Source organism: Chryseobacterium elymi (genome assembly GCF_003385495.1).
In the GTDB taxonomy this organism is placed as follows: domain Bacteria; phylum Bacteroidota; class Bacteroidia; order Flavobacteriales; family Weeksellaceae; genus Chryseobacterium; species Chryseobacterium elymi.
The window spans coordinates 172,692-185,829 of the sequence record NZ_QNUH01000007.1 but is presented as its reverse complement, the minus strand read 5'-3'; the positions used below and the strand labels follow the sequence as shown (position 1 = coordinate 185,829).

Genomic DNA, 13,138 nt, shown 5'->3' with positions numbered 1-13,138 from the left:
AATTTTTGCTCAACCCAATAATATGGCAATTTTACAATTCATAAAACCCGATAAAGTAATTTTACTTAACTCTGATGAATTTAAAGGTCAATTCGAATTCAGACCATTAGAACCAGGTTTCGGGCTTACAATCGGTAATGCTTTGAGAAGAGTGTTGCTTTCTTCTCTGGAAGGATATGCTATTTCATCTATCAAAATAGAAGGTGTAGAGCACGAATTTTCAACTATTCCAGGAGTAATCGAAGACGTTACCGAAATTATTCTTAACCTTAAGCAGGTAAGATTAAAAGCTTCAGCAGAAGGCCAGGCCAACGAGCAGGTAATTGCTAAAGTTTCAGGTCAAACAGTTATTACTGCTGGTGATTTAGGGAAGTCTATCAACGGATTTGAGGTGCTGAACCCGGATCTTTTGATCTGCAACCTAAACAGTGATGTAACTTTCGAAATTACTTTCAATATAGAAAAAGGAAGAGGGTATGTTCCTTCAGAACAGAATAAGTCAAACAATGCACCGGTAGGTACTATTGCTATTGACTCTATTTTCACGCCAATTAAGAAAGTACAATACAGCATTGAAAATTATCGTGTAGAGCAAAAAACAGACTACGAAAAACTTGTATTAGATATAGAAACTGATGGTTCCATCAGTCCTCAAAATGCTTTAACTGAAGCTTCTAAGATATTAATTTATCACTTCATGTTGTTCTCTGATGAGAGAATAACTCTTGAAACAGAAGCTGTAAAAGCATCTATCCAATATGATGAAGAAACACTTCATACAAGACAATTACTTAAGTCTAAATTAGCAGATATGGATCTTTCTGTAAGAGCCCTTAACTGTCTGAAAGCTGCTGAAGTAGAAACTCTTGGAGAACTGGTTTCTTACAGTAAGTCTGATTTGATGAAATTCAGAAATTTTGGTAAAAAATCTTTGACAGAACTAGAAGAATTAGTGCATTCAAAAGGTCTTAACTTCGGTTTCGACGTTGCAAAATATAAGTTAGACGCTGATAAATAATTAATAATGAGACACGGTAAAAAATTCAATCACTTAGGAAGAACAGCTTCTCATAGAAGTGCTTTACTTTCTAATATGGCTTGTTCTCTAATTGAGCATAAAAGAATCAACACTACTGTAGCTAAAGCTAAGGCTTTAAGAGTATATGTTGAACCTCTATTAACAAAGGCAAAAGAAGATACTACACACAATAGAAGAATTGTTTTTTCATATCTTCAAAGTAAAGAAGCGGTTGCTGAACTTTTCAGATCAGTAGCTCCTAAAATCGCAGAAAGAAACGGCGGGTATACAAGAATCATCAAGACTGGTTTCAGACAAGGTGATGCTGCTGACATGGCTCTTATCGAGCTGGTTGATTTCAACGAACTTTACAATCCTAATGCTGAGGAGAAAAAAGCTACAAGAAGAAGCAGAAGATCTGCAACTGCAAAAAAAGCTGAAGCTCCAAAAGCAGAAGAGAAAGTTGAAGAGCCTAAGGCTGAAGCAGCTGACTCTGCAGAAGAGAAAACTGAAGAATAATATTCATTCAGATATAAATAGAAAACCATCCGGACTCCGGATGGTTTTTTTATTTTATGAAATTTGATAGTGCATATCCCGAAACCCGGATTGCAATTTAGATCTTCGTTCTTTTCAGTTCAATAATATTATTGCCCTGCTCAAGGTGGAGGCTGTCTCCTTTTACCCTGACTGTCATATCATCTTTTTTATAGATGGTTTCAGCGTCTTTGGTTTCCGTTTTAGGTAACGTGAATGTTTTTTTATTGCTGGTAATAGCTACGGTATTTTCTTTCGGATCATTTTTGAAAACTACTTTTACCAATGTTCCATCTGTTGCTTTATAAACAAAATCGGTTTTCTCCGTTTTCTGGCCATTCACTTCCATTGTTGAGGAACTTTCGGTTACAGAATCAATTTTTCCGTTATTGTCTCTGACCACAGTTTCCGAGCTGTCGATCTTGATCACACTTTTGTTTCCGCTTTCATTTTTTTTGCAGCTGGTTAATAATAATGCCATAGCTGCAGTTGATATTAAAAGGCTTTTTCTCATGATATTTATTTTTTAATGGATAGAGTATTAATTGTTTTTCTATTGTAACAGAAATTTAAGTAAATTTAGTAGAAACAAAAAACAAACCAATAACCCTGAACTCAAGTCTCAAAATTACACAAAAGTGTAATTGATTCCGCCTTGTTTTCTTACGAAATTTGTCTTAAACAAAAAAACAATGAGTATTTCCATCGCCATAGTAGAAGACGAAAAGAACTACAACAATGCGTTGAAGAAAGTCATCAATTACCAGGATGACATGAAGGTGGTCGCCCAGTTCTTTGACGGGAATGACGCCCTGAAAAATCTCCCGGATATTGCTCCGGATGTGGTGATGATGGATATCCAGCTGCAGGATATGCTCGGCATTGAAATCATCGAAAAGCTCAGAAAAGAAATGCCTGAAACGCAGTTCATCATGTGTACCAGTTTTGAAGATGATGAGAAGATTTTCAATTCTTTAAAAGTCGGTGCGATGGGCTATCTCATCAAAGGAGAAAGCATGGATAAAATCTTATCCTCTATCCGCGATGTCTACAATGGTGGTGCACCTATGAGCCTTTCTATTGCCCGAAGAGTTTTGAGCCACTTCGAAAAGAAACTTCCCGAAACTAAAGAACTTGATGATCTCACCGAGCGTGAAAAAGAAATTCTTGAGCTTCTTTCACAGGGACTGTTGTACAAAGAAATCGCTGACCAGAAGTTCATCAGCATTGATACCGTAAAAAAACACGTAGGAAGCATCTACCGAAAGCTGCATGTCAGTAATAAGGTGGAAGCAATAAATAAATTTAACCATTTTAAAAACTAAAAAACTAAAAGCTATGGAAACATTAGAAGAAGATTTCAATTGCTCAGTGGAAGCATTTATCATTTCTTTAGAAAAATCTGGAGGAATAGAAGATTTAATTAATAACGAACCTCTAACAGAAAACGAGGTTCGTGCGAAAAAGTATATTATGAGTAATAATATGCTGTATACTGTTACAGATCCTATAAAAGACGCTAAATTTACTATGGACAGAGCGAATTTTATTAGTCTTTTACCAAGAATACAGTCTCCATTATCTGTTAACTTTAATATTTTTGAAACGCTTGTTACAGATCATTTAGGCGCAGGCTATGTCGATATGAAAATATCTTTTATGGAACTACCTTCATTAGAAATCACTAAAATTTTGGAAGCAGCACCACAGGAAAGCGAAGCTTTAGCAAGCCGTGAAGGGCATCTGTATGCAGTAGTTTCTTTTATAGCTGATGCTTCGTCTGATCTGCTGGGTGCCACATATGCTGTGTTTAATTTGCAGCAGGCTTATCATATCACCTCAGCTGATTTGTGGATCTATTGTCAGAATTTTCAAGGTAGTGCTTTGGGAAGCAGAATTAGAAATGCTTCTACGAACAATTATGTTCCATGCTGCCAAAAATATGATCTCCGTAAGGTGAAAAAGTATACCGACAGAATAAGACAATATCTAGGAGGCTGTAAAGAAAAGACTGTAGAAAATATTGATTTTGAATTGTGTTTTGGAGAGAGAAAACATGTTACACGTGGAACGATACAATCTTTTTATTTGGCTTCAATACCTTCAGATAACTCCAAGGCGCAGTTGACAGCCCATTTTCCTTACTATGATCAGGGCAGCCTGGAACCATAAAAATGTTGATAACTATTTACTATATTATCTCTTTTATTGTTTTAATAAAAGCAGCCATAGTTTTGGGGAGAAAAAAGTTTTCTTCCCAAGACTATTTCTTTTTTTTCCTGCTTATTAATTTTGGAGTGGATTTTTTTTCGGAACTGAATATTATTAGTTCCAAATCCATCCAGTATAATTATTTGAATTTATTCAATATTCTTTACCTTATCCGTTTTTATTATTTGAATGTGAAAAGCAGAAAAATGGTTATCGGAATGATTACCATTACTTTGATTGGAATACTTTTTAATCCCGGACTATTTTATTTAGATAAATATAGCTTAAGTTTTGCCATTCTTTATTGCATTACCAATATAATACAGGTGCTCTATTGGTATGGTTATAAATTAAACAATATCAACGAATCTAAAATTACAGATGATCCGGTTTTCTGGATATCATCTTCTATACTTTTATGGAGCTGTTTTTTTATTTTTAGAACTACACCGATGTATCTGCTGAATGAAATAGATAAACCATTTCTGCATTTACTGAAACAGCTGCTGAATGTAATTAATATCATCAGCAGCATATTATTTTATATAGCTTTACACAAATACAACATGATGAATAAAAAATGAAATCTTTACCATCCGAAATAAAACTTATTTTTTTAATTGCATTGCTTTTGGTGATACTTTTGGCTGCTTTTACAATTTTTGTAGTCTTAATGTACAATAGAAAGCAACTTTTATATTTTAAAGAACAACAGCTCAAAGAAGCAGAATACCAAAACCAGCTCCTCCAGAAAGAGCTCGAAAAACAAAAATCAATAGAACAGGAACGCGAACGCATCTCGCACGACATGCATGACGACCTTGGAGCCGGCATTTCAGCACTAAAACTCCAGGCCGAGTTCTTAAAACAGAAAGCCGATAATGATGATCTGCAAAATGATATAGACGAACTTCTGAAAACCTCGGAAGAAATGAACCTTTCCATGCGCGAAATGCTGTGGAGCCTAAACTCGGGAAACGATACCCTGGGAAGTTTTATAGATTATGCCATACAATATACCGCGAACTTTCTGAAAAGAACAAAAATAGAATTCTGGTCAGAAAGCGAAGATATTATAGCAGAAACCCCAATTTCTACGGAACTGAGACGGAACATGTTTTTATGCTTAAAAGAATCTCTGAATAATGCTTACAAACACAGCCAGTCTAGTCAGTTGAAGCTTTCATTTACTCAGAAAGATAAAGAATTTGTAATGAGAGTTTCAGATAATGGAATAGGAGTCAATAGTGAAAAACCGGAAGGAAATGGCCTCCGGAACATGAAGCGGCGTATGCAGGAGCAGAACGGCGAATGTCATATTTTATCTGAAGGGTCAGGAACGGAAGTTGTTTTCCGGATTTTACTATAGAAAAAGAAAATATTATAGAGCCAGCATCACTTTTCAGTGGTGCTTTTTTGTTTCTATAATCACCCTTTTGTGTAATTGACATGCTTCTTTTTAAAGCTGAAATTTGAATCATAAAACTAATAGCCATGAAAACTAAAAAAGATCAATTAGCAAGAATTATAAATACACAGGCCCAACTGCTCAATTTCAAAATTATGGAACTGCAGATGAGTAGTGCTTTATCTGCTGCACAGGAGAACGACAGCAGATATGTTGCCGCTAAAAATTTAAGACTTCCCTCTGATGAATCTCTGGTCACTGTCTCAATTTATTTTGGAGGAGAGGGACAAGGTGGAACTTCGACTTTTAAAATATTGAGAACCAATCAGCCTAGTAAATCTATTAAAGTATCAACAGATAATATTTTAATAGGAACGTGTAATGAACTGATCGGGAATGTCCTGAGCATAGAATCCATGATACAGGATCTAAGCACAGATAGTGATAAAACGATTCTGACTGTAAAGATCAGACAAAATGGAACAATTATTTATAATGACACGCACACTTCTGAAGTGAAGAATCAAGGGGGAGTTTCATCATATACACATCATATTACCTTCTATTAAAAAAACATCATGAAAACACTAAAATTGAGTTTTGTATTAATACTTTTGGTATTTTATCATTTTTGTTCCGCACAGGAAGAAAAAGGAATTGATCTGGATGTATTAAGAGCTCAGGCATCTCCGGGAGCTAACCTTTTAGGAATTGCCAATTCTGATATTGAAAAGCCTACAGATCTGAAAAGCATTATGGTTTCCTTAAGAGAAGGGACAAGTAATTTTTCCAGTCTGCCTACTTCATTTGCGATTGACCTGGCCCCCTTTAAACTGGGTGGGAAATACCAGGATTTAAGAACCGATTCCAACTTTTTTACCACTTTTAAACAAACATTTGTTACATCCCTTGCTTTTAAAGGGATAGCAGAAGATGAAGAAAAGAATATTGAAGAAAAATCGAGGCTGGGATTTGGGATAAAGTTCTCTATTAAAAGAGGGAAGTATAGTGATGAGACGATAAAGGAACTGGATAAAATTCATTCGGTTCATCAATTCATCGAAGAGCAAAGAATTATTAGGCGTGAAACCAGTGAAACTCTAATAGAGCTTGATAGGACCAATAAATCTCTTTTGCAAAAGCAAAGACTTTTGGAAGATACTGGTAAAAAAGACAGCCCGGAATATAAATATTTAGAAAAACAGATTGAAGAAATCAGGATCAAGACTGAGAACTATTTAAAAATACCTGATACCAAAGAAGAAGAGGAGACGAAAATACAGGAAATTACAAAAATAGCTCAGGGTATAAAGCTGGAGCGCTATGGTTATTTTCTGGATATGTCAATGGGAACGGTTCTGGATTTTAGAAATAATAAATTTAATAATACACAGATTACCAAAGTGGGAGCATGGCTTACCGGCGGCTATAACTGGGAGAAGCATCCTTCAACCCTGATTTTCATGGCAAGATATTTATACAATCCTGAAACGCCGTTAGCAAACCCTGAACTGAAAAAGGAAAATCTGCATACTTTAGATATGGGGTCCAGACTTGTATTTAAACTGTTTGATGAAAAATTTCTTTTGAGTGGAGAATGTATCTACAGAAGTATCTTAAATAAATCCGATTTTGAATCATCCTGGAAATACCTCCTTAATTTTGAATACGAACTGGCGAAAAACCAAAGACTCACTTTCTTGTTCGGAAGGAATTTTGAGGGAGAATATGAGAAAAAAGGAAATCTCATCATTGCACTCAATTTATTGGTGGGATTAGGTAAATTTAAATTGTAACACAGACAGGTAATTAAATATATTTCCAGATTCTCCAAATTATAAAAAACTTTGGAGAATTTTTGAATTATTACCAAATATTAAAGCCCACTTTTTTCATCAGGTTAGTTTTTTCATTAAATTTGTGATCAAGTATAATTTTAATAATAAACAACTTGAAGCTTTTGCGGATGGTTTAAAACTAAACAATATGAGTGCAATTTCTTTCATAGAAGCGAGACAAATTTTGGATTCCAGAGGTAATCCTACCATTGAAGTAGATGTATTTACAGAAAGCGGGGCCATGGGGCGTGCTGCCGTACCTTCAGGAGCATCTACAGGTGAACATGAAGCAGTGGAATTACGTGACGGTGGTTCAGATTATATGGGTAAAGGAGTCCTGAAAGCTGTTGAAAATGTAAAAGAAGTAATTGCAGAAAACTTAATAGGACAACCGGTTTTTGAGCAAAACTTTATAGATCAGATCATGATTGATCTTGATGGAACTCCAAACAAGGGAAATCTTGGGGCTAATGCAATCTTAGGAGTTTCTTTAGCTGTAGCCAAAGCTGCTGCCGCTGAGTTGAGAATGCCTTTATACAAATATGTAGGCGGTGTTAACGCCAACACTCTTCCTGTTCCTATGATGAACGTAATCAATGGAGGTTCACACTCTGATGCACCTATCGCATTCCAGGAATTTATGGTGATGCCGGTAAAAGCTGATTCTTTCTCTCACGCATTGAGAAAAGGAACTGAAATTTTCCATAACCTTAAATCTATCCTTCATTCAAGAGGTTTATCTACAGCAGTAGGTGATGAAGGTGGTTTTGCACCTACTTTCAAAGGAACTGAAGATGCTTTGGATACATTGCTTCAGGCTATTGAAAAAGCAGGCTATAAGCCGGGTGACGACATTATGTTAGCGCTTGACTGTGCTGCGTCAGAATTCTACAAAGACGGAATCTACGATTACAGAAAATTCCAGACTCCGGATGCCGCTCAGTTCTCCAGCAGCGAGCAGGTTTCTTACCTTGCTGAATTAGCAGCTAAATACCCAATCATCTCTATCGAAGACGGGATGCAGGAAAACGACTGGGAAGGATGGAAAATGCTTACTGATAAAATTGGAGACAGAGTACAATTGGTAGGTGACGATTTATTCGTAACCAATGTAGAAAGATTATCAAGAGGAGTAAAAGAAGGAATTGCTAACTCAATTCTTGTAAAAGTAAACCAGATTGGTTCTCTTTCCGAAACAATGGATGCGGTACAAATGGCTCAGAATAACAAGTTTACTTCAGTAATGTCTCACAGATCCGGAGAAACTGAAGATGCTACGATTGCAGATCTGGCAGTAGCAATGAACTGCGGACAGATCAAAACAGGATCGGCTTCAAGATCAGACAGAATGGCGAAATATAACCAGCTGTTGAGAATCGAAGAGGCTTTAGGTGAAACAGCAATTTTCCCAGGATTAGAGGCTTTTAAAATCAAAAGATAATTGAATTTATAAATAACGGCAAGCGATAATTTTTGTTTGCCGTATTTTATGGAAAGTGGTATATTTAAAAAAAATAAATAAATAATGTCAGACAACAAAGTAATATTGAATTACGACGGTAATTCATATGAATATCCTATCGTGGATAGTACTATCGGAGACAGAGGGATTGATATTTCAAAATTAAGAGACCAGACAGGTTTAATCACTCTGGATTTAGGTTACAAAAATACAGGAGCTACTATTAGCGACATCACTTACTTAGACGGAGATAAAGGAGAATTATTCTACAGAGGTTATCCAATCGAGCAGATTGCTGAGAAATCAAACTTCACAGAAGTAATGTATCTTTTATTGCATGGAGAATTACCTACTAAGGATCAATTTACTTCTTTCGACAATAATATTAAAAAATATAACTTTATAGCAGATGAAATGAAAAAGATCATTGATGTTTTTCCTCGTTCTGCTCACCCTATGGGAGTTTTATCTTCTTTGACTTCCGCTTTAACCGCTTTCAATCCAAAAGCCGTTAACGTAAACTCCAAAGAAGAAATGGACCACGCTGCAGAATTGATGATTGCTAAATTCTCTCACCTTTGCGCTTGGACCTACAGAAAAACTCAGGGTCTTCCGCTTAACCACGGAGATAATAGCCTGAGCTATGTAGAAAACTTCTACAAAATGGCATTCAGATTACCTAACGAGGAATTTGAAGTAAATCCGGTAATTGTTGATGCGCTTGATAAATTACTAATCCTTCACGCTGACCACGAGCAAAACTGCTCAACTTCTACAGTAAGAATGGTAGGTTCTGCTCATACAGGTCTTTTCGCTTCTATTTCTGCAGGAGTTTCCGCACTTTGGGGGCCTCTTCACGGAGGTGCTAACCAAGCGGTGATTGAAATGCTTGAGCTGATCGACAAAGATGGAGGGGATGTTAATAAATGGGTAGCGAAAGCAAAAGATAAAAATGACAACTTCCGTCTAATGGGCTTTGGACACAGAGTGTATAAAAACTTTGATCCAAGAGCGAAGATCATTAAAAAAGCTGCTGACGATATCCTTAATGCATTAGGTATTCAGGATAAAGCTCTTGACATTGCAATGCAGTTAGAAAAAGTAGCTCTTGAAGATGAGTACTTCGTAGAAAGAAAGCTATATCCAAATGTAGATTTCTATTCAGGTATTATCTACAGAGCGCTAGGAATTCCTACAGAAATGTTCACGGTAATGTTTGCTCTGGGACGACTTCCGGGATGGATTTCTCAGTGGAAAGAAATGAGAATGAAAGGAGACCCTATCGGAAGACCAAGACAGGTTTATCAGGGTGCTCATAAAAGAGACTATATCGATATTACAAACAGATAATTTCTGTTTCTATTATAAAAACAATCCCAAAGCTTGCTTTGGGATTGTTTTATTTAAATCATTTTAGAAATTAAATCTATTAGTTCTGCCTAAATACCTTAAGCTGTAGAAAGCAGATGATATCTAAAAAAGAAAACCTGCTTGACATAAGCAGGTTTATTGTTTCTGATTATGGGCAAACACAGTTACCACACGTCCAAATCGTACAGTTTCCGTTGTCATCCCACTCGCAGCAGTATCTAGGTCTGTTTATCCCTCCTCCTGTGATTAATTTCTGCTCGTTTCTTCCTAATTTTTGTGCATTTTTAAGCACTGGATTTTTCTTGTTCATGATTTTGATTTTTTGATGTTAATAGTAAAGTTTAATTTTATAATTCAGCTGAAATTATATCACTAATATAGGAATTTATTTTTAATTCTAGTCAAATATTATGTTTGTATGTAGATGGAAAATAGGAGGTTGTAGATAAATTCCGGAATTTTTTTTGTTGGAAATGTTAAAAGAAATAAACCCTGCTTGTAAAAACAGAGTTTATTTCTTGATGATGAGATCAAGCTAGAGACTCATTTAAAATGTCTGAAGAGTGATCTGGTAGGTCATATGCGATCCTGAGCTGATTGCCTTAAGTCGTATTCTGGCTCCTATTATCGTCTGATCTATTTCATTCCCACTATTGGCAGATATGATCTGCGCAGTGTTGAAGGTATGCACCCTTGAAATAAGATACCCATTCTGATAAGCCGTCCATACCACTTTTAAATGAAAAAGCTCATATGTCTGGAATGCACTTGAAGTAGGAGGCAAAAGATAAGCAGTCGTGCTTCCGTTGGCAATATGTTTGCTTTCAAGAACAGGAGTAGTTTGGGTATAGCTGTTTGGAGGAGAAATAATGTAAGTGTGTCGATCATAATCGGCCTCTACTTTTATAGAGTGTGGCGGGAAGCTGTTAAGACTTGCTTCCCCGATATATTTGACACTAAAAGAGCTTTGTGCAAATAAACAGGTTACGGATACCACTGTCAATAAAACAGTTAATAAAAAGGTAAGGTTTTTCTTCATAATAATAAGATTTAAAATTAATTAATACTGCTAATGTAGTGGTCACCAGAAAGTAAAACCAGTTATATTAAGTAAGCGCGTACACTTTAGCAATAAGCGCGTGCAGCCAAATTATAAGTGAGTATCACATGGTGGTATTTTCTGTATTTCTTGTATTATGTGGATAAAATAACTGTAAATAAAACCTTCCTTAGAGTAACCGGAATATCGGATAAAATTATATGGATAAAGCAATTCAAAAGTTTTCCAGATAAAGACCTTTACTTATATTTGTAGTATTGCATAAATCTTTATGAGACTAAATATTAAAAACGAAACGGGCAGGCTGAAATCAGTTGTTCTAGGACAGCCTAATTCAATGGGAGCTGTTCCCACACTGGAGGAGAGCTATGACGCCAAGTCATATTACTCCATTGAACATAATATATATCCTAAAGAAGAGGATATTATCAATGAAATGAATGCTTTTGAAGCCATATTGAAGAAGTATGATGTAGAAGTTCTTCGCCCAAGCATTATCAAAGATTATAATCAGGTTTTCGCAAGAGATGTGGCTTTTGTGATTGACGATAAAATGATCATCTCAAACGTGATCGCCGACAGAGCTGACGAGCAGGATGCTTATAAGAAAGTTTTTGAAAAAGTAGCGTGGAGGAAGATCATCAATCTTCCGGAAACAGCACATATTGAAGGTGGTGATGTCATTGTATGGAATGATTTTCTTTTTATAGGAACATGCTTTAGCGAAGATTACAGAAACTATAAAACAGCGAGAACCAACGAATACGCTATTGAAATTCTAAAAGAATATTTTCCGAAGAAAAGAATTATCGACCTGGAATTAAAGAAAAATGATAAAGTTCCCTTTGAAGGCATTCTGCACCTTGACTGTACATTCAATCCGGTAGGAAAGGATAAATGCCTCATCTATAAAAACGGATTCGTGGATGAAAGTGATTACCGCCTGATCATCGATATCTTTGGGGAAGAGAACTGCTTCCACCTTAATGATGAAGAAATGTTTGAAATGTTCCCGAATATTTTTTCTATTTCTCCCGAAGTTATTGTATCAGATAAAACATTTACAAGAATGAACGATCACCTGAGAAACGAGTGGGGAATGACTATAGAAGAAATCCCTTACAGGGAGATCTCCAAAATGGGTGGACTGCTGAGATGTTCTACAATGCCGCTGGTGAGAGAGTAGATTACTGTGAAGATGAGATGATAGGTAATTCTGAATCGTTTAATCTTTTAATTTTTAAATTTAAAACAATGCAAACAACAGATACAGTATTAATGATAGAGCCGATTGCATTCGGTTACAATCCGGAAACCGCAGAAAACAATTACTTTCAGGTAGAACAGAAAGGGGCTGATATTCAGTCTAAAGCTTTGGCAGAATTCAACACTTTTGTTGGAAAACTGAGAAGCAAACGGGTGAATGTGATTACTATAAAAGATACATTGGATCCACATACTCCCGATTCTATTTTCCCGAATAACTGGGTAAGCTTTCATAAAGATGGGAAAGTTGTTCTATATCCGATGTTCGCTTCAAACAGAAGAGTGGAAAGGAGGGAAGATATTATTGAAAGTATCAAAAATCAAGGCTTTGAAGTTGCTGAAATAGACGACTGGTCATTGCCTGAAACTCAGGGTCACTTCCTGGAGGGGACAGGAAGCATGATCTTTGATCACGATAATAAGATAGCTTATGGCTCGGTTTCTCTAAGACTTGACGAAAATTTATTCAGAGAATTTTGTGAAAAGTATGGATTTACACCTGTCGTTTTTCATTCCTACCAGACTGTAGGCACAGAGAGGCTTCCAATTTACCATACCAATGTTATGATGTGTGTGGCAGATAAATTTGTAGTAATATGTCTTGACTGCATCGATAATGAGCTGGAAAGAGAAAAAGTGATTGAAACCATCAAGAACTCAGGAAAAGAGATTGTCGAAATTTCAGAAGAGCAGATGCAGCAGTTTGCCGGGAACATGCTTCAGGTTCAGAATAGAGACGGACAGAAGTTTTTGGTGATGAGCCAGACGGCCTATCAATCCTTAACACCTGAACAGGTAGCTGCCATAGAAAAATACTGTGAGATCATTTACTCAGATCTGAATACCATTGAAGTGAATGGAGGAGGAAGTGCGAGATGTATGCTTGCTGAGGTTTTCCTTCCGAAAAAATAATAATTTAATAACAATGGATTTAAATATTCTTCCGGCCTTGTTTCAATGCCGGAAT

15 protein-coding genes are annotated in these 13,138 nt (G+C 36.1%); 12 read left to right on the top strand and 3 right to left on the bottom strand.

The features are described from left to right. Positions 1-22: 22 nt before the first annotated feature. Positions 23-1,018 (top strand): DNA-directed RNA polymerase subunit alpha, encoded by a 996-nt coding sequence (locus DRF60_RS10475; RefSeq protein WP_034725969.1) that lies wholly within the window; start codon positions 23-25, stop codon positions 1,016-1,018. A gap of 6 nt (positions 1,019-1,024) precedes the next feature. Continuing rightward, positions 1,025-1,537 (top strand): 50S ribosomal protein L17, encoded by a 513-nt coding sequence (gene rplQ, locus DRF60_RS10470; RefSeq protein WP_116012030.1) that lies wholly within the window; start codon positions 1,025-1,027, stop codon positions 1,535-1,537. Positions 1,538-1,634: 97 nt separating this feature from the next. Here the strand turns inward: rplQ and DRF60_RS10465 are convergent, their stop codons facing one another. Next, entirely contained in the window at positions 1,635-2,069 is a 435-nt protein-coding gene (locus DRF60_RS10465; RefSeq protein ID WP_116012029.1) for a hypothetical protein, read from the bottom strand. Between the two features lie 178 nt (positions 2,070-2,247). Here DRF60_RS10465 and DRF60_RS10460 point away from each other — a divergent pair, with 178 nt between their 5' ends. From DRF60_RS10460 to DRF60_RS10425, 8 genes are all read left to right on the top strand, one after another. Next, a complete protein-coding gene (locus DRF60_RS10460; RefSeq protein WP_116012028.1) occupies positions 2,248-2,880 on the top strand; it encodes a response regulator in 633 nt (210 codons plus the stop codon). A 13-nt stretch (positions 2,881-2,893) separates the two neighbouring features. Continuing rightward, on the top strand, positions 2,894-3,727 hold the full coding sequence (locus DRF60_RS10455; RefSeq protein WP_116012027.1) for a hypothetical protein: 834 nt from the start codon (positions 2,894-2,896) through the stop codon (positions 3,725-3,727). Between the two features lie 125 nt (positions 3,728-3,852). Continuing rightward, positions 3,853-4,350, top strand: coding sequence for a hypothetical protein (locus tag DRF60_RS10450; RefSeq protein WP_123902666.1), 498 nt, complete (start codon positions 3,853-3,855; stop codon positions 4,348-4,350). Then, positions 4,347-5,135, top strand: coding sequence for a sensor histidine kinase (locus DRF60_RS10445; RefSeq protein ID WP_116012025.1), 789 nt, complete (start codon positions 4,347-4,349; stop codon positions 5,133-5,135). Before DRF60_RS10450 ends, DRF60_RS10445 begins: the two co-directional genes overlap by 4 nt. A 125-nt stretch (positions 5,136-5,260) precedes the next feature. Beyond that, complete coding sequence (locus DRF60_RS10440) at positions 5,261-5,743, top strand: hypothetical protein (RefSeq protein ID WP_116012024.1); 483 nt, start codon at positions 5,261-5,263, stop codon at positions 5,741-5,743. A gap of 9 nt (positions 5,744-5,752) precedes the next feature. Beyond that, positions 5,753-6,970 (top strand): hypothetical protein, encoded by a 1,218-nt coding sequence (locus tag DRF60_RS10435; RefSeq protein ID WP_123902665.1) that lies wholly within the window; start codon positions 5,753-5,755, stop codon positions 6,968-6,970. A gap of 190 nt (positions 6,971-7,160) precedes the next feature. Beyond that, on the top strand, positions 7,161-8,453 hold the full coding sequence (eno, locus tag DRF60_RS10430; RefSeq protein WP_116012084.1) for a phosphopyruvate hydratase: 1,293 nt from the start codon (positions 7,161-7,163) through the stop codon (positions 8,451-8,453). Between the two features lie 84 nt (positions 8,454-8,537). Then, positions 8,538-9,824: a citrate synthase gene (locus tag DRF60_RS10425; protein ID WP_116012022.1), complete on the top strand. Its 1,287-nt coding sequence runs from the start codon at positions 8,538-8,540 to the stop codon at positions 9,822-9,824. Between the two features lie 169 nt (positions 9,825-9,993). Here DRF60_RS10425 and DRF60_RS21120 read toward each other — a convergent pair whose 3' ends face one another. Both DRF60_RS21120 and DRF60_RS10420 read right to left on the bottom strand, forming a co-directional pair. After that, positions 9,994-10,155 carry a hypothetical protein gene (locus DRF60_RS21120; protein WP_157967949.1) on the bottom strand — a complete coding sequence of 54 codons (162 nt, stop codon included), beginning with the start codon at positions 10,153-10,155 and terminating at the stop codon, positions 9,994-9,996. A 237-nt stretch (positions 10,156-10,392) separates the two neighbouring features. Further along, on the bottom strand, positions 10,393-10,884 hold the full coding sequence (locus tag DRF60_RS10420) for a hypothetical protein (protein ID WP_116012021.1): 492 nt from the start codon (positions 10,882-10,884) through the stop codon (positions 10,393-10,395). Positions 10,885-11,176: 292 nt separating this feature from the next. Between DRF60_RS10420 and DRF60_RS10415 the strand changes: the two genes are divergently transcribed. Both DRF60_RS10415 and ctlX read left to right on the top strand, forming a co-directional pair. Next, on the top strand, positions 11,177-12,091 hold the full coding sequence (locus DRF60_RS10415) for a dimethylarginine dimethylaminohydrolase family protein (RefSeq protein ID WP_116012020.1): 915 nt from the start codon (positions 11,177-11,179) through the stop codon (positions 12,089-12,091). Positions 12,092-12,159: 68 nt separating this feature from the next. Then, positions 12,160-13,083, top strand: coding sequence for a citrulline utilization hydrolase CtlX (gene ctlX / locus DRF60_RS10410; RefSeq protein ID WP_116012083.1), 924 nt, complete (start codon positions 12,160-12,162; stop codon positions 13,081-13,083). The last annotated feature ends 55 nt before the right edge of the window (positions 13,084-13,138 follow it).